This is a genomic window from Erwinia plantamica (assembly GCF_043420595.1).
Lineage (GTDB): Bacteria > Pseudomonadota > Gammaproteobacteria > Enterobacterales > Enterobacteriaceae > Erwinia > Erwinia aeris.
In genome coordinates this window covers 116,478-142,448 of record NZ_JBGCUC010000002.1, presented here as the reverse complement: position 1 = coordinate 142,448, position 25,971 = coordinate 116,478, and the positions used below count along the sequence as shown (strand labels likewise).

Here is a 25,971-nt window from a genome sequence, read left to right as displayed (position 1 = left end):
TTCCTGAGGTACCAGCCAGAGGTCCGGTTGCCGCGTGGTCGCCATGGATCTGTTTGTTTATTCTGTTCTTTGGTATCTGCATCGCTCTTGCATGGGCACTCCTTACTGCGCCCGCTGGCGGGCTGTCTTCCCTGCCATCAGACGCGCGGCTGTCGCTGACTGGCTATACGCTGATGGCTGTTATGGCCGCTGTCACACTCTATCTGCTGTGGTGGGAAACGCAGACTCTTGGCATCTGGTACTGGAACAGCTGGCGGCTGAATATGCACACCGCCTGGCAGCGGCAGGCGCATCAGCATTTGTGCGTTGTCAGCCGCGTAATGTTAACCCCGGACGCGCAGCGCATTCCTCGCTTGATCGGGCTTGCCAGCCAGGAGGAGGGTGAGGATAAATCAACTACGCTGCTTCCCGATGAAGTTCTGGTGCCGGGAATTTCCCGCTTTGAACAGCTTTGCCGGAAGCTGATTGCTGAGGCAACGTCGACACTGAGCCGCTGGTATCCAGCCGGAGGCGTGACGGTGATCGTTCAGACATCTTCCGCTACAGAAAATACTGCGCAGGAACAACGGGAGCGGATTATTGCAATATGGCAACAGCAGGCGCTACCGTGGAAGGTTACCGTTCAAATTTTACCGACGACGTTCCCTTTCGAGTACTGGAATAAGCAGCTTCCGGAACTCAAGCATCCAGTATTAGTACTGGCGCTGCATTATCGTCAGCCGGGTGAAACTCAGGCTGAAATGGCCGGAGCGCTATTGCTGATGCCGCCTTCTTTGCTCCCTTCTGCTGCGCGTACGGATGCGCTGAAATTGTTCCGTGCTATGCCGCTGCAAACCAACAAACTCACTGCCGAGTTAAAAGAGCTGCGGGATATGGTACAGCAGCCCGCTGAGGCAATACGGCTGATATGGTTTAGTGGCTTAACCGCACCTCAACGACAGCTACTGGCAACGGCAACGCATGGCCTGTCATTGCATTTGTCAGGATTGGCGCCAATGGCCGGGTTGATTGATTTTGACCGGGGTAGCGAGCAATACGGGCACCTTGCCAGCTGGCTGATGATGGTAGCGGCGGCAGAAACGGCGGATTACGAAACAGGAAGCCACTGGTTAGTGTGGGCTGATGATAAACAGGCCTGGGCAATGGCGGCCGGTATTGAGACAGCGGTGCCGTATCAGCGGTCTGAAATGGCGCTGACGGCCCCTTTTCCCGCAGGCGGAATAACGCTGGCCGTACTGCTGCATTCCGTTTTGCTGTGGTGTTTGGGCAGCAAATATCCCGTATGGCTATTTTCCTGGTGGGGAGCATCCTGTGTATTGCTGATGCTGGGGATCATGTTGCCGGGTATCGCGCTGCTTTTACGGAAATCAGTGGCCCGCTTGCTGCTGCCTGCGTTTATTCGTACCGCCGCTAAGCAAGGAAGCAAGGTTAAATAATGAAAAATTTTTCTCGTCTACTGGGGCTCGGGCTGCTGACCGTAGCTATTTTACTGCTATTGCTGTTCCTGCTTTCTCAACTGAAAGTCTTACCGGTCGAAGCCGCTACCCGACAGTTCTGGTTTCCGCTAATCGGATTTATTTTCCTGGCGTGCCTGTTGTGTACCCTGATCTTTTTTATCTTCAATCCTGCGGCAACGGGGACTCCCGTCAGCCCGGCAGGAGACAACAGCAGAGAAAAACTCGTACCTTTTAAGTCAATATCCATTACCGATCTGAACACCCATCTCCGCGCCCGCTACGGCCTATTCTGGCGCTTCAAAGTGCGTCTGCTGCTGGTGGTGGGCGACGACATGGCGCGTGAAACCCTGCTGCCCGGCCTGAAAGAGCAGCAGTGGCTGGAAGGTAACCGTACCGTGCTGATTGATGGCGGCAGCCTGGGGGGCGAAGTGGACGCCGAAAAATATCACGCGCTGCGCAAACTTCGCTGCGGCCGTCCGCTGGACGGCATTATCCGCGTGCTGGATAAAGAGCAAAACCTGACGTCGCAGCAGAGCGATAGTGATTTACGCGCGCTGGAGAGCATCGGCAGCCTGCTGCGCTACCTGCCGCCGGTATGGCTGTGGCAGCTATGCAGCAGCGGCTGGTCGCAGGAGGGACGGCCCGAACAGCCGGTCGGCGCGACGTTTCCGCTGCGCGCGCTGCCGGAGGATATCGCCTCACAGCTTAACCACCTGCTGCCGATGTTGCGCAGGCAGGGGATGGCGCAGATTGCACAGCACCGGCAGCACGACTTTCTGCTGCGCCTGGGCCAGCAGCTGGCGCGCGGCGGTATTGCGCGCTGGCAAACGCAGCTGTCGCCGTGGCTACAGGGCGCGCAGCAGCGCATCATCCTGCGCGGCCTGATGTTCAGCCTGGCGGAAAGCCGTGGGACGGCGGAGAGTGCGCAGGTAATGCCGCGCCATGCCCTGACCTTATCCGCCGCCTGGCAGGGCGTGGTGAATGACTGTACCCGGCTGCGCGGCCGTCGCGTCGGGATGCCCTGGCAGCAGACGCTGGCCTGGGCGCTGATGACGATGGCTGGCGTGTGGGGCGCGGGCCTGCTGGTTTCCTTCGCGCTTAATCGCCACCAGATAATCAGCGTGGCGGAGAAGGCCCGCGCCGTGGTGCAAACTCAGGCGGTATCCGACCAGCAGCTGACCAGTCTGTACGCGCTGCGCAACGAGGCCGGGCTGCTGAAACACTGGCATCAGGAAGGCGCACCCTGGTATCGGCGTTTTGGCCTCGATCATCACGCATCGCTGCTGGCGGCGATGATGCCGTGGTATGGCATAGCGAATAACCGACTGATCCGCGATCCGGCGGACGTCGCGCTCCGGCAGCAGCTGAACGCGCTGGCGGACCTGCCGCCGGAGAGCCCGCTGCGCGCTACCCGGGCAAAACCCGGCTACGACCAGCTGAAGGCCTGGCTGATGATGGCGCATCCCGAGAAGGTGGACAGCACGTTTTACGCCACGGTGATGAAAACGGTACAGCCAGCCCGCAGCGGGATCTCACCCGGCTCATGGCAGAGCCTGGCGCCGGATCTGTGGGCATTTTATATTGCCGAACTGCCGTACCAGCCACGCTGGGCCATCACCCCGGATGGCCCGATGGTCGCTCAGGTCCGTCAGGTGCTGCTCCAGCAGATTGGCCGCCGCAACGCCGAAAGCACCCTGTATGAAAACATGCTCAAATCGGTACGCCGCAACTTTGCGGACGTTACGCTGGAGGATATGACCAACGGCACGGATGCCCGACGCCTGTTCACCACCGACAGGATGGTGCCGGGCATGTTTACCCGGCAGGCCTGGGAAGGCGGCGTGCAGCAGGCTATCGACAAAGCGGCAACATCGCGGCGTGATGAGATTGACTGGGTGCTCAGCGACAGCCGCCAGGGGCTCGCCGCCGATCTGTCTCCGGAAGCGCTGAAAGCGCGCCTGACGCAGCGCTATTTCACCGATTTTGCCGGTAGCTGGCTCAACTTCCTTAACAGCCTGCGCCTTAATCCGGCCAGCAATATTGCCGACGTGACCGACCAGCTGACGCTGATGAGCGACGTCCGCCAGTCGCCGCTGATTGCGTTGATGAACACGCTGGCATGGCAGGGGCAGACCGGCGAGCAGCGCGAGGCGCTGTCGGACTCCCTTATCAAATCGGCGAAGGAGCTGGTGGGCAGCAGCAAAAAGCCGGTAATCGACCAGAGCGCCGCCGGTCCGCAGGGCCCGCTTGACGACACCTTCGGCCCGCTGCTGACGCTGATGGGCAGAAATAAAGCCGCCAACGCCCTGTCGGGCGATGACAGCCTGAGCCTGCAAACTTATCTGACGCGCATTACCCGCGTGCGCCTGCGTCTGCAACAGGTGGCGGGCAGCTCCGATCCGCAGGAGATGATGCAAACGCTGGCACAGACGGTGTTTCAGGGCAAAAGCATCGACCTGACGGATACCCGCCAGTACGGCAGCTTGATTGCCGCCAGCCTGGGCGAAGAGTGGAGCGGCTTTGGCCAAACGATGTTCGTGCAGCCGTTGACGCAGGCCTGGGAGACGGTGCTGCAACCGTCGGCGGCCAGCCTCAACGACAGGTGGAGCCGCTCGGTGGTGGCCCTGTGGCGCAGCGCGTTTGACGGGCGCTATCCGTTTGCCGCCAGCAGCAACGATGCTTCACTGCCGATGCTGGCCGAATTCCTGCGCAGGGATAGCGGCCGTATCGAGCGTTTTCTTAACGCCGAGCTGAGCGGCGTGCTGCATAAAGAGGGCAGCCAGTGGGTACCGGATCGGACCAACAGCCAGGGGCTGACCTTTAATCCGGCACTTCTCAAAGCCCTTAACCAGCTTAGTCAGCTCTCTGACGTGCTGTTCACCGACGGCAGCCAGGGCATCAGCTTTGAACTGCAGGCGCGTCCGACGCCGGGTGTGGTGCAGACGCTGCTGACCATCGACGGTCAGCAGCAGAAATACTTTAATCAGATGGCCGAATGGCAAACCTTCCGCTGGCCGGGCGACACCTTCAAACCCGGTACCCTGCTGACCTGGAGCACCGCCAGTGCCGGGGCAAGGCTGTTTGGCGATTACAGCGGCACCTGGGGACTGATCCGCTGGCTGGAGCAGGGCAAGCGCCGCCAGCTGGACAGCAGCCAGTGGATGATGACGTTTACCGCTCCTGACGGCAGCAACCTGCAATGGGCGCTGCGCTCGCAGCTGGGCAGCGGCCCGTTACAGCTGCTGGCGCTGCGCAACTTCAGGCTACCGGCAGAAATTTTCAGCGTTGATGCTGTTCTGGCCGCCAGAGCGCTGGCGGCTGATAGCGAGATGCCCGCCATGGAAGGAGAAGATGAATGACCACGCTACAGCATATCGTGACCGCCTGCCACGCAGATCAAGCCGCGCTGATGCGGCTGGCGCAGGCGCGGGCGGAAGACTGGCGCGCCTGGCTGCTGCCGATCCGTGACGTACAGCCAGCGGGCGATGAACCCGGCTATGACGATGATTTTCAGCTTATCCGGGAAGAGGTGAACAAGCTTTCGGGCATTGATACCACGCTAATCTGCTCGCTCACGGAAAAGCTGTTGACCACGGTAAGCAAGGATCTGCGCGTGGCGACCTTTTACATCTGGGCACGGCTGCATCAGGATGGCGAAGCCGGTCTGGCGGAAGGGCTGGAGCTGCTGGCCGCCATGCTGCAACGCTTTGGCACGCAGCTGCACCCGCAGCGCGAGCGCAGCCGCAAATCCGCGCTGGAGTGGCTTGGTAGCGGACGCGTACTCGACAGCCTTTCGCTCTACCCGGAAGTAGATATGGCCACCATGCAGCGTATTACCGGCGCGCTGCTGCTGGTGGAACAGGCCATGCAGTTGCTGGCTGAGGAGCATCGTCCGCAGCTCGCCGGGCTTTATCTGGCGCTGGAAAACCGGCTGGCGCAAAGCGGCGGCGCGGATAGTCTGGTTCCGCAGACCAGCCGGGAAGATCGCGCATCCTCCTCCGCTGCGTCGTCAGCGGCCGCACCGGTAATGACAACCGTCACTTCCGGTCGTGACCTGCTCGATCAGGCGAAAATGCTGGCGAAATATCTTCGCGATCGGCCGGGCGGCTGGCTGGGAGGACACCATCTGATGAAAAGTATCCGCTGGGATACGCTGACCGAACTGCCGCCGCTTGACGCCAGCGGGCGCACCCGCCTTCTGCCGCCAAAGCCGGATCATCGCGCCCATCTCAAGCGTCTTTATCTCCAGCAGAGCTGGATGGAGCTGCTGGAGCAGACCGATGACCTTTTTGCCCAGGGCGTTAACCATTTGTGGCTCGATTTACAGTGGTACACCTGGCAGGCGCTGACGAAAGCGGATCCGGATGCGGTGCGCGCCGATATCCTCTGTCGGGACCTAAAAGGACTGCTGTCACGGCTGCCGGGGCTGGAGGCGCTGGCGTTTAACGACGGCACGCCGTTTGCCGATGAGGTCACGTTGAACTGGATCAATCAGCAGGTGATGGATGACCCTGAGAGTTGGAGCACCGACGTGGTAACGGCAGTCGCGCAGGATCATGAAGCCGTGCTGACGCTGGAACCGGAGCTGCTGGCGCTGGCGGACAGCGAGGGGGTTGAGGCCGCGTTCGTCTGGTTACAATCCCGCCCAGGTATGGCTTCCGCCCGCGATCGCTGGCTGATGCGTCTGCTGATGGCGCGCGTGGCGGAGCAATATGCCCGTAACGATCTGGCGCTGCACCTGCTGGGCGAACTGGACAGCGGCGCGCAGACGCTGACGCTGCCGCAGTGGTGCCCTGAACTTTTATTTGAAGTTCGCGCGCGACGACTGAAGCTGCTGCGCAACAAAGCTGCACGCAGCGAAACGGAAAAAGATCGCCTTCAGCCAGAGATGGACACGCTGCTGAGCGGCCTGATCGTACTCGATCCGGCCCGTGCGGCGGTGCTGTGTGGGTAATTGTCATTCAGAAAGGAATGCCGGTAATAGTTTTTGCTCAGTTACATACCAGATTTTTAAACAGGGAACAGTTTTACCATACAGAATTCAGCACCGAATATGACAGCGTGTATATCAGGATCCAAGGGGCAATATTGAAAGCTGCGGCCGAGGCTTTTGCTGACAAAGAACGCAAGGGTTAAGGGGCTGTTTGAGCGACCTGTGTCCAATGAGGTTTTATTTCACTTATTTTTTATTGGACAGCCCGTCGTGTAATAAGAATATAAAATCCATTTTCCCGGCCGGATGGGTTTTGTTTAATAGTGGTAAGGGGATTTTTCTAAAAAATACCGAATTTTTATTTATATAAAAAAGGAATTAACCACTGTGAATATTCTGAAGAAAATGTCGTATCTGTTATCCGTTCTGTTAACCGCGCCGCTGTTAACCAGCTGCGTGACAGAGGGGGCCGCTTTTGGTCTCGGGGTCGGCTCACTGCATGAAACGGTGATGACCGAAAAAGACAGGAATGCACCGCCGCCGGTTTACGGGCCGCCGCAAATTATTTACCGTATTGATGATAACCGCTATTTCACCCTGGAAAATTATACCCGCTGTGAAAACGGGCAGACGTTTTATAATAATAAATTAAAAAACATCCACGTTCAGATTTCGCCTTCATCAGGCTACTTATTTAAGGGTCGTTTTTTCTGGACTTCTACGCGTGATGATTATTTGGCATTTCCTGTGACAAGAAATGACAACAAAGCCGCCTGTATGGGATCGGATAAAGGGTGTATGAATATCGTTGCGTTAACCACTGATGGGGGTAAAACGAAACGCTCGGTGACCTATGGTGGGTATACGCAGGACCCTAATGGGGACACTAAAGATTACGATATGCTGGTGACGAATCAGGGGTTTTATATGATTTACTATCGAGGTGTTAACAGAATATATCCTGTGATAGATGGATGGGGTTTTAATGATGAATACCATTTCGGTGTGCTTAAAATAGAGAGTGTCTATGATTTATTCAAACCGGGTGAGCCGATTCCCGTGGGTGGGTTTTATAAAATAGATTTATCAAAATTCTATACTAAAAGTATAGATAAAAACATGCATTGCGACCGTAGTCTGGAACCAAAACAGCCGGTAAGGAGCCGTCTTGATGAACAATAGTCGGCTATTATCGCCTACGCGTAAGGTTGAGGTAAAACTAACTGATAATGGTGCGCCTTTTGCCTGCTCCATGACCTCCCATAAAAATATAAATATTAATGCCGAAGTTCAGGTGCCGCTGCAATTACCCGGATTGATTATTTTTGTACATGGAGTCAACTCTGAGGGGGAATGGTATGACTATGCGGAAAAGGCCTTATGTGACGGGTTAAACGAAAGGCTTGGACTTAAAGATAAATTTTCCCTTGTGGAAAATAAATATGATGCGGGTCGTTTAACTGAAGTAAGTCACAATGAAAGCGGCTGGTCAGCCTGTGAAGCGGGGCGCCCCCACGCCACAAAAAAATCCTGAGCCTGGATTTACATAAAAAGGAATTAACCACTGTGAATATTCTGACGAAAATGTCGTGTCTGTTATCCGTTCTGTTAACCGCGCCGCTGTTAACCAGCTGCGTGACAGAGGGGGCCGCTTTTGGTCTCGGGGCCGGCTCACTGCATGAAACGGTGATGACCGAAAAAGACAGGAATGCACCCCCGCCGGTTTACGGGCCGCCGCAAATTATTTACCGTATTGATGATAATCGCTATTTCACGCTGGAAAATTATACCCGCTGTGAGAACGGGCAGACGTTTTATAATAATAAATTAAAAAACATCCACGTTCAGATTTCACCCTCATCAGGCTACTTATTTAAGGGTCGTTTTTTCTGGACTTCTACACGTGATGATTATTTGGCATTTCCTGTGACAAGAAATGACAACAAAGCCGCCTGTATGGGATCGGATAAAGGGTGTATGAATATCGTTGCGTTAACCACTGATGGGGGTAAAACGAAACGCTCGGTGACCTATGGTGGGTATACGCAGGATCCTAATGGGAATACCAAAAATTACGATATGCTGGTAACGAATGAGGGATTTTATATGATTAAATATGCTTTTCCTGAACGCTCACCAACCAGTGCTTACGCCTTAAAATGGACGTTTTATCCAGATGAGGAAGCGACTAACAACTCTTTTTATTCCGGAGCAACCGGCCCGGTTCATCAACCTACTCTGTCTATTGATGTTTCTCAGACTATCCAGGAAACGATGCAGTGCGATCGCCGCTTAGAGCCTGTGCAAAATAAGAGGGGGGGTGATGAGTAATAACAGAAGTTCACCTACAAGAAAAATTGATGTCCATCTGACAGATAATGGAATGCCTTTTGGCTACTCTATGACATCACATTAAAACATCAAAGTTAATGCCGAGGTTCAACTACCTTTGCAGTTGCCGGGGCTGATTATTTTTGTGCATGGAGTTAACTCAGAAGGAGAGTGGTATAACGACGCTGAAGAAGCATTATGTCAGGGTTTGAATCGTCGTTTAGGACTGGATGACAAAGATGAAAAATACAGGTTAAAAGAAAATCGTTATGCGGAAGGTTATATGGCGCCCTGTGATAAAAATGATTCAGGATGGGATGGTTGTTATGGCGATAGCGGAAAAAAAGGTGACATAAAACAAAAATGGATTGTCCCGCCGAGAAAGATAACGGAAGAGGGCCGCTCTCCCGTAATCCGCTTTTACTGGGGCTACCGGGCCGCTGAAGGAAAGGAAGACGACTATGCCATTCCGCTGAAAAATAAGCGCGGCGATAACTACTACGAGCTCACGCCGGAAGAGAGAAAGAGCGGGGGGCCTTTTTTCTGGGGAGGTGGCCCCTTCCAGAACGGCTGCAACCAGCTGGTCAGCCTGTGGAGCGGGGCCGGGTTTGACAACTGGATTTCTTTACTGGGAGTGCCGGTCCCGTTCAGCACGCAGCTGATGAACGGCGAGCGCGACCGCCTGCTGACCCGGGCGCCGCCGCGCAGCTACTACGCTCACGCCGCCGGCCGCCTGGCCGGGCTGATAAAACAAATCCGCCGCGCCCACCCGGAAGACACGGTGACGGTGCTGTCACACAGCCAGGGGACGATGGTGGCGCTGGCGGCGGCGGCCATCGAGGCGCCGGACGCGCTGTTTGTGATGAACTCGCCCTACGCGCTGGATAATGAGCCGACCACCTACGTTTCCTATCCGCCTGACGAAATTATCACGCCGGAGGCGCGCGAGGCGACCTTTGCCGGTATTGTGAAAAAGGTGGCGGAGAACAGGGGCCGGCTGCGGGGGCAAAACGCCGGCGGCCTGCTGGCGGGCGCGTGCTGCGACGGGGAAAGCTGGACGCCGGCGGGGAAAACGTTTAACGGGCTGCCGGAGCGGGACAACCACGGCAGCACCTTTATCTACTGCAATCCGCACGACCGCGTTATGGGTTCGTCGCCGCTGCGGAGCATTGGCTGGCAGGGATTGCCCAACACCCGGGAGAGCGGCTATACAGCCCCCCATCCGCTGTTCAGGCAGGCCGGAGACACGCTGTACGTGCGCATGCTGGCGCGCAACATCCCCTGCGGCGGCGAGCCCGACCCGGCCACGCGCTTCGGCGACCCGGGCGACGGCAGGCCGTTCTGGGACAGCACCACCACGGTGATGCAGAAGCTGACGTGGCCGGCGCCGGAGCGGGCGCAGAGGCTGAACATAAACGCGCCGCGGGTGCCGGTTCCGCTTACGGCAGAGGAGCTGAAGGACTTTGACAGGGACTACCGCAGCACGGAAAAACAGAGCGGCCCGACGGGATATGGCTACGGGCAAGTTGATATTGATACGGTCCAGGATGGAGATACACGTACAGGGCAGCCCGTCGATGCGGACTACCGTTACTACATCTCCCTGTACGGCTACTTTGACCGGAAAATGCAGCGTAAGCCGGCGTAGGGCTACTACCAGCCGGGTCCGGGTTCAAAAGAGCAGCGGATACGGTATGAAAAACAGTCTTATGAGGAAATGCGGGAGGAGGTGCGCACATACGTGCTGCGCCCGACCGACCACAGCACGCTGCCGATGAATAAGGACTTTATGAGCCGGGTGGTGGCCTATGACCTGCCGGTGGGGTTCTGCTGGCACTCATGGGACAGGGCGGCGCTGGCGGAACTACGCAGGCAGGCGGACTGGCTGGAGAGCGACGACTATTACCATAGCGGTAAGCTGAGCATACCGCCGATGCCGCCGCTGATCCGCAGGGACACGCCGTTTGACCTGGTGGCAAAACGGGCCGGTGCGCGGGCGGAGATAGAGAAGATGAATGCGGCGGTCCGTCAGGCGAAGGACAAATGACGTTATGAGAAATACAGCTACGAATGCCGGAAAACGGAATCTACTCAAGTTTTCGATTAAATATGACGACGGATGTCCACTGAACCTTAATATCTTATTGATACTAAGAGACAGAAGCGTAGCAAAGATTTGTGATAAGGGAGAAAAGAAAAGCGGCACAGGATGGCGATCTGACCATCAGGCCGCGCAGGATACGCTCATATCAGGCACTAAAATTAGCGATAGCGGGGCTGCTCGCCGCCCGGGAAAGCACACGCGTTATCACTGAGAAAAACCAGCAGGCCAGGGCCGCTCTGGCGCGCCACCTGCATGAGTCGACTATCGACTTCATCGGCTAGTCATTCACACCCTTCTTTTTTACCGGCTTTTTTCCTCTACCGCGCTTTTCCAGGCGGCCTGAAGGAGATCCGCCAAAGTTGAGATTTATCTTCATGGACGACTTAACCCTACGTTATTACGACGCGGAAATGCGTTACCTGCTTGAAGCGGGTGAAGAGTTCGCTCGCGCTCACCCGGACCGCGCGGCGCTGTTGAATCTGGATAAAGCGGACGCCCGCGATCCTTATGTGGAGCGCCTGTTCGAGGGCTTCGCCTTTATGATGGGCCGCCTGCGCGAAAAGCTTGATGACGATCTGCCCGAGCTGACTGAAGGGCTGGTCACGCTGCTGTGGCCGCACTACTTACGGACTATTCCGTCAATGTCGATAGTAGAGTTCAGCCCCGACTGGCGCGAAATGAAAGAAAAAATAGCCATCGCGAAGGGGTTTGAAATCCTCTCGCGGCCCATTGGCGAGAAAGCGACCCGCTGTCGCTACACCACGACTCAGCAGATCGGCCTGCAACCGCTGGCACTGGAGGAGGCCGCGCTTTCAACCGATGCGGAAGGGCGATCGGTGGTGCGCCTGCGTTTTGCCTGTAGCAGCCTGGCCGACTGGAGCCGGGTCGATCTCAGCCTGATCCCGTTCTATTTTAACGCTGACGCGCCGCTGGCCTGTGCGATGCATGAAGCCTTTACCTTAAACACCGCCACTATTTGGCTGCGCCTGCCGGGAGAGCCGGAGCGTCGCCCGCTGGACGCGCGCTTTATCGCGCTGGGGTTTGGCGAGGAAGACGGGCTGTGGCCGAAAGGCGAAAGCAGCTTCAGCGGCTACCAGTTGCTGCTGGAGTACTTCACCTTCCGGGAAAAATTTATGTTCACCGGCCTGCGCGGTCTGGAGAGCGTGACGCTGCCTGCCGCGCTGGCATGGTTTGAAATCGAGGTAGTGCTGGCGCGGCGCTGGGAGCACGATTTCACCTTCAGCGAGAAGCACCTGCGGCTGCATTGCGCGCCGGTCATCAATCTTTTTCCGCTGGAGTCCGACCCGCTGACGCTGAACTCGCTTCAGACCGAGTACCTGCTGCGCCCTATGCGCGTGCAGGATGGCCATACCGAAATTTATTCCGTCGATTCGGTGATCTCCTCCGGGCGGCATACCTACGTGCCGTTCTCCAGCTTCCGCCACAAGGGCGGCATGATGCGTCACGAAGCGCCGGAATATTACTACCATACCCGCGTGCGGCGCGGCGCGTCCGGGCTGCATAACACCTGGCTTATCCTCGGCGGGGAAGCCTTTGATAACCATACCGTGCCGGATGATGAAAGCCTGTCGCTGACGCTTACCGGCACCAACGGCCAGCTGCCGCGCCGCGCGTTGCAGAGCACGGTGCTGGATACCGCGATGAAGACCAGTTCGGCAAAGGTGGACGTGCGCAACCTCTGTGCGCCCACGCTGCCCTGTTATCCGCCGGATCGCGACCGTTTTCACTGGCGCGTGCTGAGCCATCTCGGCAGCAATTTCCTGTCGATGATGGACAATGCCGACGTGCTGCGCGGCACGCTGGCGCTGTACGAGTGGACCGGCAGCGAGATGAATCGCCGCCGTCTGGAAGCGATTGTCGATGTCAGCCACAGCGAAATCGAGCGCTTTGAACAAGGCCATTTGCTGCGGGGCGTGCAGATTGACGTCACGCTCGACAGCCACGGCTTTGCCGGCCACGGCGATATCTGTCTGTTTGGCGAAATGCTCAGTCACTTCTTCGCGCTGTATACCGATATCTATCTGTTTAATCGACTGGTTATCATTCTGAACCCCACCGGAGAACGCCTGCAATGGGAAGAGAAACACAACCGCCGCATTCCCGGTTAAGCCCGCGTCTGGAAGCGGAGCTGACGCGGATAAACTTTTATCGCTTCTGTCAGCTGCTGGAAAAACAGCACCCGGAACGACCACCGCTCGGCAGCTCCAGCCGTCCGCAGGATGATGCGGTGCGCTTTACCCCGTGGCCGGGGATGGGGTTTCCCGCCAGCGAGCTGAAAAGCGTTGAATACAGTGAAGACGATGCCACGGCCGCACCCAAAATACGGACCACGTTTATGGGCATGTACGGCGTGGATTCACCGCTGCCCACCAGCTATCTGGACGATATTACCCAGCGCAGGGAAGGGCATGAGGCGCTCCAGGCATTTCTCGATATTTTCAGCCACCGCATCCTGACGCAGTTCTATCGCATCTGGCGTAAATACTCCTATCCGGCCACCTTTGAGCCAGGCGGCACGGACGCTATTTCCCAGTCGCTGCTGGGGTTAGTCGGGCTGGGCATTCCCGGCACCGCCAGCCATATCGCCACGCCGGTTTCTCGCTTCCTGGCGCTGCTGGGCGTACTGCGGCAGCCTGCAAAAACCCAGGAAGGGATCCAGGCGCTGGTTCGCCTGCTGGCCCCGGAAACCCGCGCCAGCGTCAGCCCCTACAGCCTGCGGCCGGTGGAAATCAGCCAGCCGCTAGGTTTTTACGGCGAGGAAGATTTCCTGCTGGACGGTAATACGCCGCTGGGTGACGAAGTCATGGATACCAGCAGCCAGCTGCTGATTGAGCTGATAACCGACAGCAAAAGCGAAACCCAGGGCTGGATGCCGGACGGTCAGCTGTATCAGGACTTTCTGGTGATGCTGCGCGTTTACCTGGGCTGGCGCTTTAAGGCAAAAATTCGTCTGACCGTCAGCACGGCGCTGCTGCGCGTAGCCCCTCTTGGCGAAGCGCCGTTCCGGCTGGGCATGAGCGGCGTACTGGGCGTGGAAGGGGATGAGATCCCCAGCGACGTGCCGCAAACTTTTACCATTGAATCCGGCCGCTATCAGGGGCTGTCGTCTGCCGTCTCCGTACAAGGAAATCAGCGTGTTACCTACCAATTCAATTAAATCCGCCCGCTGGCTACTGCCGTTACTGGCCGTCAGCCTGACCGGCTGCGGACTGACGCAGAGCGTCACCGACGGCACCCGCTCGGCGGTGTCCGCCATTTTTTATAAACAAATAAAGGTGCTGCATCTCGATTTTACCAGTCGGGAAGCGCTGAATACTGATACGCGCGAAAGCCACAGCGCGCCTCAGTCCGTAGTGATACGCGTCTATCAGCTTCGCGACCGTAAGGTCTTCGATAAGCTGGTCTATCAGCAGCTGGTTACTGAAGGCGATACCTTGCTGAGTAGCGACCTGCTCGCCAGCCGGGATGTGATCCTGACTCCCGGCGGCGCGGTCAACCTGGATATGCCGATGGCGCCAGAGGCGGAGTTCGTCGCGGTGGTGGGGTTATTCCGCCAGCCGGATCTGACTAAAAATAACTGGAAGCAGGTGCTGGCGCGTGAAGCGCTGGACGCGGATAACGCTCGCGTGCTGGAAGCGGGCGATAACAGTCTTTCCCTCAAGGAGAAATAATGCCGCACTCACATAACGCTCCCTCGCTGTATGAAATGCTTTACGGCAACTTCAGCGGCGGGCTGGATCTGCACAACATCAGCGAAGAGAACCAGGTCATTCTTTCCGTGCTCGATAATATGCAGCGTATTCTCAACTGCCGCGCCGGAACGCTGGCGCATCTGCCCGGTTACGGCCTGCCGGATATGAGCAAAATCCTTCAGGGAATGCCCGGCACGGCGCACCAGCTGATGACCACGCTGTCCGAGGTATTGCTCCGCTACGAGCCGCGCCTGAACAGCATTCAGGTAACGCTGCTGCCGCAGGCCATGCCCGGCGAGCTGCGCTATGGCATTGATGCCGAGCTGAAAGGGATTGGCCTGGTGCGCTACGGCACCGAATTTCTGCCGGAAGGCAAGGTGCTGATCCGCCATATGAAACAGCAGCAGTATCTCGATCGGCAATCCATCCTCTGAACCAGAGAACGGAGGCGTATACAGACCTTCCGGCTCTGCATTCGACAGGGAGCACGAATGAAACTTCACGCTGGCACAGCGCTGTTAATCTGCATGATGTTAAGCCCCTCTGTTTTAGCCCATTCGGGCCGAACAAATTCTGAAGGCTGCCATACCAATCGTAAAACAGGCGAGTATCACTGCCACAGAAGCCCGCACCGGCGGGTAGAGTATCCCGGGCAAGATCCACAAACGGCACAGGCCAAAAAAAAAGAAAGCTACGCCGCAAAAACGCGCCGCCCAGCCTGCTGACGGTGCGGCCACGCAATGCATAAACAGCAGAAACCTTAATGCCTACTGGGAACCTGTCACCCGGCGCTGCCTGGACAGGACGACAGGAAGAGAAGCCGCAGGCTGACTATCACGCCGCCCGCCTGGATCAAAATCTGTTAACCAATCACGAGCCTGTTGCTTTATCTCAAACGCCTTTATTTTTCGAAGTTGAAACCTCTTATGACTACTTTATCCGAACCCTACCTGAAAACCGGCGGCGACCCACGCACGCTGACGGATTACGCCGCCCTACGCGACGAGCTGGGCAAGCTGTCCCATCCGGCACGCCCGGACGTTAACTGGCAACACGTAGAAAAACTCAGCCTCGCGCTGTTTGAGCACAACGGCGTAGAGCTGCAAACGGCGGCCTGGTACACGCTGGCGCGCGCGCAGCTGGCCGGACTGGCCGGGCTGAACGAAGGGCTGGCTATCCTGGAGGCGCTAATCCGTCACCAGTGGGGAAATCTTTGGCCGCCACGGGTGCATGCACGGGTGGAGATCCTCAGCGCGCTTAGCCGTCGCGTGCAGCAATGGATGCGCAAGCTTCCCGCCAGTTACAGCGACCTCAGCCAGCTTTACCTTGCCGAACAGCAGCTCAAACGGCTTAACGAGGTGTTACAACGCCTTGAGCTGCGGAATCTGAGCCAGTTCGACGCGCTGGCAGCGCTGATGCACACCAGCGCGGTGCGGCTGGAAAACAGCGATGCCGCCACGGGCGATAATCCTGTTTCCGCGCCAGCCGTAGCATTACCTGCCGCCGCGCAGTCTGTTGCTGAGATGGTGCCCGGCGCGGCGCGGTGGATCTATGTGGCGCAGCCCACGTCCAACTTTGAGGTGACGACGGCACCGCCGAAGACCCGCCGCTGGCAACCTTTTGTTGCGGGAATGCTTACCATGCTGGTGGCGGGATGTATAGGGCAATGGGCATGGCATAGCCTGCATCGTACAGACCCGCTGGTGGCACAGCTAAAGGCATCGCTGACGCCATTACCGCTGCCGCTTTCCACAGCGCAGATAAACAGCCTGAAGCAGGATGGTGCGCTGCCGCAAAACGTCCTGCGGGATACTCAGCAGCAGCTGGCGCATATTAGCGGCCTTGCACCGGACTGGTCGCTGAATTATGGGCAGCAGCTGATAGACCTGGCGCTGGCAGCCAGCCCGGAGGAGGCACGCGGTATAGCAACGGAATGGCAGCAGCAAGTAAAAGCGGCGGCATTGCCTGAAGAGGCGATGGGCGGCTGGCAGCAAGGAATGGAGCAGCTACAGCAGCTAACTTCAAAGCTGAATGCGCTCGACGGGCAGCGCGGTAAATATATGACGGTCAGCGAGCTGAAGTCGGTGGTGTATAACGCCACCCAGGCGTTTAACCGCTCGGTGCCGGCCGAAGAACAGCTGCGTCTTTACTCGCTCAGCCAGTCAGATATCCAGCGACGGCAGGCGGAAAGGGCGCTGGCGCAGTTGCAGGCTCGCTATTTTTTGTTGAAGCAGGAGGCAGAAAAGGCCAGGGCGGATAAATAAGTGGCGTTCAGCCTGTCATGATTTTTTGTCAGATTTTGACGTCAGGACGGTACGCGCGCAGGGCGCCGATCGGAAAGGGAACGCAAACTTAGCGGGATACAGAAACGAAAAACGGACCTCTTGGGAGGTCCGTTCTTACAAATAGGGTGCCCGGACTCGGGAACATTCAATTAATTACCAATTTGATTTCAATGATAAATCTTTTTTCTATCTCCAGTTAAGACCCAGAGGTTGACCCTCATTTCTGCTTGTAAATCATAATGGTGGTTTAAAATACGTAGAAAATCGTTTGATTCGATACTCCGGTTCGATTCCTTCTGGATTTACCGTAATGACATCTGCGTTACGCATATTGTATACTTTATATCCACAGAAACACAAGAGGACAACATCATGCCAACCGCAAACAGCATGGCGATGAAACGCGAAACCCTGAACCTGCGCATCAAGCCCGCTGAGCGCGAGCTTATCGATCGGGCTGCAAAAGCCAGAGGGAAAAACCGCACAGACTTTGTGCTGGAGGCCGCTCGCGCCGCCGCAGAAGAGGCGTTGATCGAGCAACGCATCATCATGGCCGATCCGCAGGCTTATCAGGCATTTCTGACCCGTCTGGATCAGGCTCCCGCGCCAAACGCCGCACTGCGTAAAACCATGCAGACCCCTGCGCCGTGGGAACAGGAAAAATGATCTCCGCACCTGAACCGCTTCATGCCGGGCATATTCTTACCCCGTTTTGCTGCGGTGCGGATTCTATGGATAACTGGCTGAAACAGCGGGCGATGAAAAATCAGACCACTGGCGCGTCCCGTACCTTTGTGTGTTGTGGCAGCGATTCTAACGTACTGGCGTATTACTCGCTGGCGTCCAGCGCGGTAACGACAAACACTGCCCCCGGTCGCTTTCGTCGCAATATGCCCGATCCGATCCCCGTTGTGGTACTGGGGCGTCTGGCGGTGGATAAATCACTGCACGGGCAGGGCGTCGGACGGGCGCTGGTGAGGGATGCCGGGTTACGGGTGATTCAGGTGGCGGAAACTATCGGTATTCGCGGGATGCTGGTTCACGCCCTGTCGGATGAAGCGCGGGAGTTTTACCTGCGGGTGGGGTTTGAGCCGTCGCCGATAGAGCCGATGATGTTGATGGTGACGTTGGGGGATTTGGTTCATGCTTGATTGGCATTATTTGGAGCCAATAAGATGGTAGTGTTTTGAATTAAATCATCAATGATATATTGTTTTGAGGCTGCTTCTGCCTTCGTTGCTGGATCCGATCCCGGAGCACATGATGGACAGCCTGACAGTTGATATACTCCCCACCTGCCCAACGAGTTTCGTTCCTGAATGTACTGAACTTTGCCATTACTGCCTTGCTCTGACACAGATGCTGACGGGACAGAGGCTGTTACCGTAAATCCGAAATTACCCTGGCTACCTGCTGTACGATCTGAACCACTTTTTCTCTAATAAAATCAACGATCCGCGCTGGTTGCGCATCACCGACGGCGTGAAATTTATTGACGAGGTGGCAGCATAAGGCAACCGGATTGGCATCCTGCCGACATCATCGCAGCGTTGAGAAAGCAGGGGGCTTTGCTTTCCGCCGTTTCCTGCAACTCAGGGCTGGCGTCCTCCACGTTGCCAAAGCGGTATTCGAATTGTCAGAGTTTAGAGCCGTTGAGTTTAATCAGCAGGTAAAGGTCCTGCGCGTCGCGAGTTTGTGAGGTTTATCGAGCGGTTTTGTATTGAGGATGGTGGCATCGGTGAGTGGCATGGCGGGGCTCCGAGGTTTATCAAACCAACAGGCCTTCAATTAAGCCGCAAAAATTCTGGATGTAAAAAAACCTGAAAGAGCTTTTCAGCGCCATCAGGTTTCTTTAACTTACTGATTTTATAACGTTTCAGGACTTATATGAACGCCATGAAACTAAATTAGTGGTGCCCGGACTCGGAATCGAACCAAGGACACGGGGATTTTCAATCCCCTGCTCTACCGACTGAGCTATCCGGGCAACGAGGCGCATTAAACAGGAGTCGCGGAAAACCGTCAACGGCTTTATGCACAAAAGCGAACTGTTTGCACTCTTTTCCATCAATCCGGCTGGATTTGCGCCGCTTTGGCACTATTGCCCGCATTTGTCTGCTGCAAACCGTCGCGCTCGCGGGCTACCTTTTCTGGTTAGTTACATCATACTAAAGACTGATTTGCTCGCCGTTCTGCACAGCTTTGCAAGCCAGGCATTCCTGATGAGGCTTTGTCGCTAAGGAAGATGGCTAATAAACGGGGCAGGGCAGCGAAAGCACACGTCGGGCAAATGCCGTCAGTTCGTAAAACCAAAACCACCGAAAACTGCTGAATATGTTTGCATTTTCAGTGCATAACCACCAAAAAAATCAGCGTAAAAGAGGTGTGGTAAAAAATAACTATATGAAATGTATATATTTATTTCAAAATGGCTATATAGGGATAATGCTTTTTGCGTCTTGAACATCAAAATAAAAGATGCGATTATTGCCCCGGTTTTCATCCTGCGAGGCCGTCATCATGCAAGCTCTGCTGCACTGTCGCTATCATCCGATGTCGCGCCGCCGATCCCATTTTCTTCTGTTATCCACGCCGCTCGCCATGCGGTGAGGCTCTGCCTGCTTCACGGTTAGCCATGAGTAAAACCCGCCGCGCGCGGAGTTTACTGATGTCTGTCGGTCGAAGCTGACCCTACTGACGCTTTCGTGGGGTAAAGGCCGCGCCTTTCCCCGTTGCTGTGCCTCCGGCACCCTTATCCTTGCCCAGGGATTTGCGTAATGACACCACTTAAAATTGCAGCCAGCACCACCGTGGCGATCCACCTTCAGACCGGTCGCGAAGTCGTGACGCTGGAAAAAACCGACTTCACGGACGTGGCGGCAATCGTGCTCTCCGTGGCCGACTCGCGCAGCGGGATGCTGGCGCTGCTGCGCCATACCGGTTTTAACCTGCCCGTATTTATCTCGCTTGACGATTTGGCCCAGGCGGAAGATCTGCCGGAAGTCACCGGCGTGCTGACGGGCGAAGAGGACGATGCCGCCAGGCTGGAGGCCGCCGCCGCCGACTATCAGGCAAAGCTGCTGCCGCCATTTTTCAATACGCTGACCAAATACGTGGCAATGGATAACAGCACCTTTGCCTGTCCGGGCCACCAGGGCGGCGCGTTTTTTAAAAAGCATCCGGCCGGACGTCAGTTTTATGATTTCTTCGGCGAGAACATTTTTCGCGCCGATATGTGCAATGCCGATGTGAAACTGGGCGATCTGCTTATTCACGAAGGATCGGCCAAGCACGCCCAGAAATTCGCAGCAAAAGTTTTTAACGCGGATAAGACCTACTTTGTGCTGAACGGCACCTCCAGCGCCAATAAGGTCGTAACCAACGCGCTGCTGACCAGAGGCGATCTGGTACTGTTCGATCGCAACAACCACAAATCCAACCATCATGGCGCGCTGATCCAGGCGGGCGCGACGCCGGTTTATCTGGAAACGGCGCGTAACCCGTTTGGTTTTATCGGCGGTATCGATGCGCACTGTTTTGAAGAGAAGTGGCTGCGGGAGCAAATTGCCGCCGTCGCGCCGGATCGCGCCAACCAGCCGCGTCCTTTCCGGCTGGCGATTATCCAGCTTGGCACCTATGACGGCACGGTTTATAACGCGCGTAAGGTTATCGACAGCATCGGCCACCTTTGCGACTACATCCTGTTTGATTCCGCCTGGGTAGGCTACGAGCAGTTTATTCCGGTGATGGAAGCCTGCTCGCCGCTGCTGCTGGAACTTAATGAGCGTGATCCGGGCATTTTCGTCACCCAGTCGGTACACAAACAGCAGGCTGGCTTTTCGCAAACCTCCCAGATCCATAAAAAGGATAACCACCTTCGCGGCCAGCGGCGTTTTTGCAGCCACAAGCGGCTTAATAATGCTTTTATGCTGCACGCCTCAACCAGTCCTTTTTATCCGCTGTTCGCCGCGCTCGACGTTAATGCCAAAATGCACCAGGGCGAAGCCGGACGACGTTTGTGGCACGAGTGCGTCATGCTGGGGATTGAAGCGCGCAAGGCTATCCTCGCGAAGTGCGAGATGATCCGGCCTTTTATCCCTGACGAAGTGGACGGCAAGCGCTGGCAGGATGCGTCGACGGCCGCTATTGCCGCCGACAGCCGCTACTTCAGCTTTGCGCCACGTGCCGCCTGGCATGGCTTTGCCGGCTACGCAAAAGATCAGTATCTGATCGATCCCTGCAAGCTACTGCTGACCACGCCGGGCATTGATGCCGCCAGCGGTGAATATGCTGATTTCGGCATTCCGGCGACGATCCTGGCCAACTACCTGCGTGAAAACGGCGTGGTGCCGGAAAAATGCGATCTGAACTCCATTCTTTTCCTGCTGACGCCCGCCGAAAGCATGGAGAAAATGGCGCATCTGGTGGCGAAGCTGGCGCAGTTTGAGCAGCATATCCGCGAGGACGCGCTGCTGCGCGACGTGCTGCCGACTATTTACCGCAAAAACGCCGCGCGCTACGAAGGCTATACGCTGCGCCGCCTCTGTCTGGAGATGCACCAGCTGTATGTCGGTAACGAGGTAAAAGATCTTCAGAAGGCGATGTTCCGCCAGCAGAGCCTGCCGAAGGTGGCGATGAACCCTCAGGACGCTAACATTGAATTTATACGCGGCAACGTCGAGCTGGTGCCCATTGCAGAGGCGGAAGGGCGTATCGCTGCGGAAGGCGCGCTGCCTTATCCGCCGGGCGTGCTCTGCGTGGTGCCGGGCGAGGTTTGGGGCGGGGCGGCGCAGCGTTATTTCCTTGCGCTGGAGAAAGGGCTAAACGGCTTGCCGGGTTTTTCACCGGAGCTACAGGGCGTGTATGTGGAAACGGACGAAAACGGCGTGAAGCGCCTGATGGGCTATATGCTTAGCCGCTAAGCCAGCGATCCCGCGCCGTTAAGGTCGCGGGATAAGCCCCTTCTGTCGCATGGTAGCGCCGCTCAGTTAGCCTGTAGCGCGGCGTCTTCCCGCGCCTGACGCATAATAGCCCTGGCGATCCACTTGCCGATATCCTGAAGCTGGTCGTTATCGCAGCCCCAGATATCCTTCATCACCAGAAAAATCTCCGAGCCGTAGACCAGCGACAGGGACTTAATCACCCGATCGACAATCTCCGGCGGCAGCTCGTCGTTCAGCGGCTCCAGCACGTGCTGCAACAGCGCCTTGCGGTTTCCCCTTACCAGCTTTTCTCTGTCCGGCTTGTCGCTGGACTGCGACTGTGCCCACTGGGTCAGAGAAAGGTGCAGCGCCGCGCGCAGCGTGCCTTCATGCTCCAACATGCGCGGAAAAGCGAACGTCAGCAGCTCGTCAATACGGTCGCTGGCTTCTTCACGAGTCGGGCGCCAGCTTTTTATCGGGCTGAGCGTCTCCGTAACGATGGCGGAAACCAGCGCGCTCTGCGTTGGAAAATAGCGATAGGCCGTTGCGCGAGAAAGCTGAGCTTCCTGCGCGACTTCGGTAATGGACGGGAACGCGCCGCTGTCAAAAAGCCGCATAGCGGTCTCGATCAGTAAACGACGTGTTCTTGCGCGTGTGGCGGTCAGCTTTACAACCCCAGCGGAATCCCTTTGCTCCACATTAACCTCATTTTGTTAAATCTGCCTGATATTCAAGCGATTGAAGACGGCAGCGCGTAAAGGGCATTCCCATTCGCTGGCGTCTGCAGGACAGGTTTTGTTATTAAGCATAGCCAACATCCTTGTGAGACACTTATTCCATTCAATTGATTTATCATTGACGATAGTGATACTGTTATCTCAACAAATTGAAAGTAAAAAACTCTCAATCTCTATTTACTGTTTTATTGCTTCTTTATCAAGTCTTTATTCTGTCTGATAACAGGGTGTTGTTACGACTATGACTATTAATCGTGGTTTTGTTTACGCCGTCGCAACGGCTGATACTAAAGGAAGGGAACTGTTTTATGTCAGCGACTGCCTGCGCAAGGCGGGCGTTGACGTCGTCACAGTTGACCTGTCAACTCAACCAGTTAGTACGCCTTCCACCGCTGATTTTCCGCCGGAGCTGGTCGCCGATTTTCATCCGGACGGGCGTGAAGCCGTGTTCTGCGGCGACCGCGGCAGGGCCATTAACGCGATGGCGCAGGCGTTTAAAATTTTCCTTAGCCAACGTCAGGATCTGCTTGGGGTTATCGGCCTCGGCGGCTCGGGCGGTACGGCGTTGATTACGCCAGCGATGCAGGCCTTACCGATCGGCGTGCCGAAGGTAATGGTTTCGACGATGGCTTCCGGCGACGTTTCCGGCTACGTTGGCGCCAGCGATATCAGCATGGTCTATTCGGTCACCGATGTCTCCGGTCTTAACCGTATCTCGCGTCGCGTGCTGGGCAATGCGGCCCATCAAATCGCCGGTGCGGTGCTTTTTCCCATAGAAAAAGACAGTAACGACAAGCCCGCGCTGGGCCTGACCATGTTCGGCGTCACCACGCCCTGTATTCAGACGGTCAGCGCCATGCTGGAAGAGCATTACGACTGCCTGGTGTTTCATGCCACCGGCAGCGGCGGCAAGGCGATGGAAAAGCTGACCGACAGCGGGATGCTGAGCGGCCTGCTGGATTTAACCACCACCGAAGTCTGCGACTACCTGTTTGGCGGCGTGCTGGCCTGCGATGAAACGCGTTTTGACGCCGTAGCCAACAGCCGCGTTCCCTGCGTAATTTCCTGCGGCGCGCTGGATATGGTCAACTTTGGTCATCCTTCCGGCGTGCCGGAGAAATATGCCGACCGGCTTTTCTATCACCATAACGCGCAGGTTACGCTGATGCGCACCACGCCGGAAGAGAACGCGACGATGGCGAAATGGATAGCGGATAAGCTTAATCGTTGCGAAGGCGACATCGTGTTTTTGATCCCGGAAGGCGGGTTTTCCGCGCTGGACGCGCCGGGCCAGGCTTTCTGGTCGCCGGAAGCGCGCGCCGCCTTTATCAGCACGCTGGAGGCGAACGTCAAACAGACCAGCCGCCGCGTTATTCGTCGCCTGCCGTTTAATATCAACGATCCGCAATTTGCGCTGGCGGCGGTCAGAGAGTTTCGCCAGCTGATCGAAAAGGAGTGCTGAACATGGCTTTTACCCGTCAGGAGATACTGACAAAATTTAACGCGATGATTGCGCGCGGCGAACCGATTATCGGCGGCGGAGCCGGTACCGGGCTTTCCGCGAAATGCGAAGAGGCGGGCGGCATAGACCTGATCGTTATCTACAATTCAGGGCGCTACCGTATGGCCGGGCGTGGTTCGCTGGCCGGCCTGCTGGCCTACGGCAACGCCAACGAAATCGTAGTGGATATGGCAAAAGAAGTGCTGCCGGTGGTGAAGAACACGCCGGTGCTGGCGGGCGTCAACGGCACCGATCCCTTCTGCCATTTTGATAAGTTTCTGGACGATCTCAAGGCGATGGGATTCGCCGGCGTGCAAAATTTTCCCACGGTAGGGCTGATTGATGGCAACTTCCGCGCCAACCTGGAAGAAACCGGCATGGGCTACGGGCTGGAAGTTGATATGATCCGGCTGGCGGCACAAAAAGAGATGCTGACCACGCCTTATGTTTTCAGCACGGAAAATGCTGTAGCGATGACGGAAGCGGGCGCGGATATTATCGTGGCGCATATGGGACTGACCACCGGCGGCAACATCGGCGCGGAAACCGCGCTGAAGCTGGCCGACTGCGTGCCGTTAATCAACGAATGGGCGGCAGCCGCGAAGAAAGTGCGTAAAGAGGTCATTGTACTTTGTCACGGCGGGCCGATTTCCACGCCGGAAGACGCGAAGTATATCCTCAGCCAGTGCCCACAGTGCGACGGTTTTTACGGTGCCAGCTCCATGGAGCGGTTGCCGACCGAAGTTGCGCTGACGGAAACCACCAAGCGGTTTAAAAACATCAGCCGCTAAGGCTGGAAGCGGACGGATCCTCGGATCCGTCCGCTTTACTCTTTTGCAGAAGTCAGCCTGCGCGCTATTCGCTTTACCCCACCCGGAACGTCCGCGCTACCCGCAGCAATACTAATAGCGATGGTAGCTCTTCTGCGCGTTGTTCACTTTATAAAGATAGCGACGCGACTCGGCAGAAGGGTGGTTGGTGGTCAGCGTTTGATACACCTCCGCAGGCGACAGATCGTTAATCGCGCTGAAGGCCCGATTCTTATCGCTGGAGAAGACTCTCAGTACGCTGCCCGCGCCGCCGTTATAGGCTGTGATCACCGCATAGCGCCGTGACAGCGGATTCGCGATGCCGGAAAGGTAGCTGTCCTGCAGCAGCGAAAGATAGGCCGTCCCCGCATCGATATTGTTTTCCGGATCGAGCAGGTAGCTGCGGCTCGGCTTGCCCCATTTCCCTTTCATGCGGAACACGTCCGCGCCGGCGGTATGCTGCACCACCTGCATCAGGCCCAGCGCGTCAGAATGGCTGACCGCATAGGGGTTGAAGCTCGATTCAATCTGCATGATCGCCAGGATCAGCGCCTGATCCACGCCGTATTTCTCCGCCGCCTTGCGCACCATCGGCAGATATTTATGCGCACGCTTGTCCAGATGGTTGGGCACCATCGGGATAGTAACCGACCAGATGATATGCAGACCGGCGTTGCGGCGCTGCAATTTATTCTGGATCAGGTAGTCGGCGAAGCTGGCCGCGCGACCCTGCCAGCGGATCGCCTGGCCGGTATTATCCAGCACCTGACCATAGAGCAGCGGCTCCTGACCCAGCTGAATATCGTTGGCGTCGGAGTAGAGATCGACATTGCCCGGATCTTCGCCAATCAGCAGCGTGGTAATGATCGCCTGACGCAGGCTTGCCATCGGATCCGTACCGGCGATGGTCTCGATAGTGATCTTACCGGCGTCAAAGTTAATATGGCTGCGCGTATAATACTGATCGCTATATTTAACGTAGTCTTTTGGACCGGCGATCAGGACTTCATTAATACCCCAAATATTTTCGATGTTATGGGCAAACTGCCCCATCAGAATGTCGAATCCGTTGGTGTCCTTGACCCACTCTTCGTGGAAAACCGGCTTTTTATTGCTGGAGCAGGAAATCAGCAGCGGCGCGATAACCAGCAAGCCTATCAGTTTCTTCATTATGTCGTG

General features: G+C 56.5%; 22 protein-coding genes, 1 tRNA gene and 1 pseudogene. 21 read left to right on the top strand and 3 right to left on the bottom strand.

Features of this window, described 5'->3' with window-relative positions:
* Positions 1-353 precede the first annotated feature (353 nt).
* The 18 genes and pseudogenes from AB3U87_RS02485 to AB3U87_RS02400 all read left to right on the top strand — a co-directional run.
* Positions 354-1,436 carry a hypothetical protein gene (locus AB3U87_RS02485; protein ID WP_394148286.1) on the top strand — a complete coding sequence of 361 codons (1,083 nt, stop codon included), beginning with the start codon at positions 354-356 and terminating at the stop codon, positions 1,434-1,436.
* A complete protein-coding gene (locus AB3U87_RS02480; RefSeq protein ID WP_394148284.1) occupies positions 1,436-4,816 on the top strand; it encodes an ImcF-related family protein in 3,381 nt (1,126 codons plus the stop codon). The genes AB3U87_RS02485 and AB3U87_RS02480 overlap by 1 nt, the downstream gene beginning before the upstream one ends.
* A complete protein-coding gene (tssA, locus tag AB3U87_RS02475; protein ID WP_394148282.1) occupies positions 4,813-6,411 on the top strand; it encodes a type VI secretion system protein TssA in 1,599 nt (532 codons plus the stop codon). The genes AB3U87_RS02480 and tssA overlap by 4 nt, the downstream gene beginning before the upstream one ends.
* A 366-nt stretch (positions 6,412-6,777) precedes the next feature.
* Positions 6,778-7,572 carry a T6SS immunity protein Tli3 family protein gene (locus tag AB3U87_RS02470; RefSeq protein WP_394148281.1) on the top strand — a complete coding sequence of 265 codons (795 nt, stop codon included), beginning with the start codon at positions 6,778-6,780 and terminating at the stop codon, positions 7,570-7,572.
* Entirely contained in the window at positions 7,562-7,924 is a 363-nt protein-coding gene (locus tag AB3U87_RS02465; RefSeq protein WP_394148280.1) for a T6SS effector phospholipase Tle3 domain-containing protein, read from the top strand. Before AB3U87_RS02470 ends, AB3U87_RS02465 begins: the two co-directional genes overlap by 11 nt.
* Positions 7,925-7,956: 32 nt before the next feature.
* Positions 7,957-8,721: a T6SS immunity protein Tli3 family protein gene (locus AB3U87_RS02460; RefSeq protein ID WP_394148278.1), complete on the top strand. Its 765-nt coding sequence runs from the start codon at positions 7,957-7,959 to the stop codon at positions 8,719-8,721.
* Between the two features lie 118 nt (positions 8,722-8,839).
* On the top strand, positions 8,840-10,369 hold the full coding sequence (locus AB3U87_RS02455) for a T6SS effector phospholipase Tle3 domain-containing protein (RefSeq protein ID WP_420883676.1): 1,530 nt from the start codon (positions 8,840-8,842) through the stop codon (positions 10,367-10,369).
* A gap of 81 nt (positions 10,370-10,450) precedes the next feature.
* Positions 10,451-10,768 carry a hypothetical protein gene (locus AB3U87_RS02450; protein ID WP_394148274.1) on the top strand — a complete coding sequence of 106 codons (318 nt, stop codon included), beginning with the start codon at positions 10,451-10,453 and terminating at the stop codon, positions 10,766-10,768.
* A gap of 431 nt (positions 10,769-11,199) precedes the next feature.
* A complete protein-coding gene (gene tssF, locus AB3U87_RS02445) occupies positions 11,200-12,954 on the top strand; it encodes a type VI secretion system baseplate subunit TssF (RefSeq protein ID WP_394148408.1) in 1,755 nt (584 codons plus the stop codon).
* On the top strand, positions 12,918-14,003 hold the full coding sequence (tssG, locus tag AB3U87_RS02440; RefSeq protein ID WP_394148273.1) for a type VI secretion system baseplate subunit TssG: 1,086 nt from the start codon (positions 12,918-12,920) through the stop codon (positions 14,001-14,003). The genes tssF and tssG overlap by 37 nt, the downstream gene beginning before the upstream one ends.
* Entirely contained in the window at positions 13,981-14,517 is a 537-nt protein-coding gene (gene tssJ, locus AB3U87_RS02435; RefSeq protein ID WP_253458560.1) for a type VI secretion system lipoprotein TssJ, read from the top strand. Before tssG ends, tssJ begins: the two co-directional genes overlap by 23 nt.
* Positions 14,517-14,972 carry a type VI secretion system baseplate subunit TssE gene (gene tssE, locus AB3U87_RS02430; RefSeq protein WP_394148270.1) on the top strand — a complete coding sequence of 152 codons (456 nt, stop codon included), beginning with the start codon at positions 14,517-14,519 and terminating at the stop codon, positions 14,970-14,972. The genes tssJ and tssE overlap by 1 nt, the downstream gene beginning before the upstream one ends.
* Before the next feature lie 57 nt (positions 14,973-15,029).
* Positions 15,030-15,263: a YHYH domain-containing protein gene (locus AB3U87_RS02425; protein WP_394148268.1), complete on the top strand. Its 234-nt coding sequence runs from the start codon at positions 15,030-15,032 to the stop codon at positions 15,261-15,263.
* The gene (locus AB3U87_RS02420) at positions 15,184-15,369 is read left to right on the top strand and encodes a DUF1283 domain-containing protein (protein WP_394148406.1); all 186 of its coding nucleotides are present in this window, start codon (positions 15,184-15,186) and stop codon (positions 15,367-15,369) included. Before AB3U87_RS02425 ends, AB3U87_RS02420 begins: the two co-directional genes overlap by 80 nt.
* 95 nt (positions 15,370-15,464) lie before the next feature.
* On the top strand, positions 15,465-16,802 hold the full coding sequence (locus tag AB3U87_RS02415; protein ID WP_394148266.1) for a VasL domain-containing protein: 1,338 nt from the start codon (positions 15,465-15,467) through the stop codon (positions 16,800-16,802).
* A gap of 393 nt (positions 16,803-17,195) precedes the next feature.
* Positions 17,196-17,489: a type II toxin-antitoxin system TacA family antitoxin gene (locus tag AB3U87_RS02410; protein ID WP_394148264.1), complete on the top strand. Its 294-nt coding sequence runs from the start codon at positions 17,196-17,198 to the stop codon at positions 17,487-17,489.
* A complete protein-coding gene (locus AB3U87_RS02405) occupies positions 17,486-17,974 on the top strand; it encodes a GNAT family N-acetyltransferase (protein WP_394148262.1) in 489 nt (162 codons plus the stop codon). Before AB3U87_RS02410 ends, AB3U87_RS02405 begins: the two co-directional genes overlap by 4 nt.
* Positions 17,975-18,331: 357 nt before the next feature.
* Positions 18,332-18,439 (top strand): annotated as a pseudogene (locus AB3U87_RS02400) (helix-turn-helix domain-containing protein); the annotation flags it as partial.
* Positions 18,440-18,734: 295 nt separating this feature from the next.
* Here the strand turns inward: AB3U87_RS02400 and AB3U87_RS02395 are convergent.
* Positions 18,735-18,810: transfer RNA gene (locus tag AB3U87_RS02395), tRNA-Phe, on the bottom strand.
* Positions 18,811-19,600: 790 nt separating this feature from the next.
* Between AB3U87_RS02395 and AB3U87_RS02390 the strand changes: the two genes are divergently transcribed.
* Positions 19,601-21,745 carry an ornithine decarboxylase gene (locus tag AB3U87_RS02390; RefSeq protein WP_394148261.1) on the top strand — a complete coding sequence of 715 codons (2,145 nt, stop codon included), beginning with the start codon at positions 19,601-19,603 and terminating at the stop codon, positions 21,743-21,745.
* 62 nt (positions 21,746-21,807) lie between these two features.
* On the opposite strand, the gene AB3U87_RS02385 is transcribed toward AB3U87_RS02390, so the two are convergent.
* Positions 21,808-22,443, bottom strand: coding sequence for a TetR/AcrR family transcriptional regulator (locus AB3U87_RS02385; protein WP_253458572.1), 636 nt, complete (start codon positions 22,441-22,443; stop codon positions 21,808-21,810).
* A gap of 280 nt (positions 22,444-22,723) precedes the next feature.
* On the opposite strand from AB3U87_RS02385, the gene AB3U87_RS02380 reads away from it, so the two are divergent.
* Entirely contained in the window at positions 22,724-23,944 is a 1,221-nt protein-coding gene (locus AB3U87_RS02380; RefSeq protein ID WP_253458575.1) for a Tm-1-like ATP-binding domain-containing protein, read from the top strand.
* A gap of 2 nt (positions 23,945-23,946) precedes the next feature.
* Positions 23,947-24,774, top strand: coding sequence for a phosphoenolpyruvate hydrolase family protein (locus tag AB3U87_RS02375; protein WP_301253196.1), 828 nt, complete (start codon positions 23,947-23,949; stop codon positions 24,772-24,774).
* 111 nt (positions 24,775-24,885) lie between these two features.
* Here AB3U87_RS02375 and mltC read toward each other — a convergent pair whose 3' ends face one another.
* Positions 24,886-25,962 (bottom strand): membrane-bound lytic murein transglycosylase MltC, encoded by a 1,077-nt coding sequence (gene mltC / locus AB3U87_RS02370; protein WP_199746323.1) that lies wholly within the window; start codon positions 25,960-25,962, stop codon positions 24,886-24,888.
* Between the last annotated feature and the right edge of the window lie 9 nt (positions 25,963-25,971).

Bases quoted from the DNA above. Each gene is read 5' to 3' on its own strand.
- AB3U87_RS02480 (WP_394148284.1), top strand. From the start codon at position 1,436: ATGAAAAATTTTTCTCGTCTACTGGGGCTCGGGCTGCTGACCGTAGCT.
- tssA (WP_394148282.1), top strand. From the start codon at position 4,813: ATGACCACGCTACAGCATATCGTGACCGCCTGCCACGCAGATCAAGCC.
- AB3U87_RS02465 (WP_394148280.1), top strand. From the start codon at position 7,562: ATGAACAATAGTCGGCTATTATCGCCTACGCGTAAGGTTGAGGTAAAA.
- tssF (WP_394148408.1), top strand. From the start codon at position 11,200: ATGGACGACTTAACCCTACGTTATTACGACGCGGAAATGCGTTACCTG.
- tssG (WP_394148273.1), top strand. From the start codon at position 12,918: ATGGGAAGAGAAACACAACCGCCGCATTCCCGGTTAAGCCCGCGTCTG.
- tssE (WP_394148270.1), top strand. From the start codon at position 14,517: ATGCCGCACTCACATAACGCTCCCTCGCTGTATGAAATGCTTTACGGC.
- AB3U87_RS02425 (WP_394148268.1), top strand. From the start codon at position 15,030: ATGAAACTTCACGCTGGCACAGCGCTGTTAATCTGCATGATGTTAAGC.
- AB3U87_RS02415 (WP_394148266.1), top strand. From the start codon at position 15,465: ATGACTACTTTATCCGAACCCTACCTGAAAACCGGCGGCGACCCACGC.
- AB3U87_RS02410 (WP_394148264.1), top strand. From the start codon at position 17,196: ATGCCAACCGCAAACAGCATGGCGATGAAACGCGAAACCCTGAACCTG.
- AB3U87_RS02405 (WP_394148262.1), top strand. From the start codon at position 17,486: ATGATCTCCGCACCTGAACCGCTTCATGCCGGGCATATTCTTACCCCG.
- AB3U87_RS02390 (WP_394148261.1), top strand. From the start codon at position 19,601: ATGACACCACTTAAAATTGCAGCCAGCACCACCGTGGCGATCCACCTT.
- AB3U87_RS02380 (WP_253458575.1), top strand. From the start codon at position 22,724: ATGACTATTAATCGTGGTTTTGTTTACGCCGTCGCAACGGCTGATACT.
- AB3U87_RS02375 (WP_301253196.1), top strand. From the start codon at position 23,947: ATGGCTTTTACCCGTCAGGAGATACTGACAAAATTTAACGCGATGATT.
- mltC (WP_199746323.1), bottom strand. From the start codon at position 25,962: ATGAAGAAACTGATAGGCTTGCTGGTTATCGCGCCGCTGCTGATTTCC.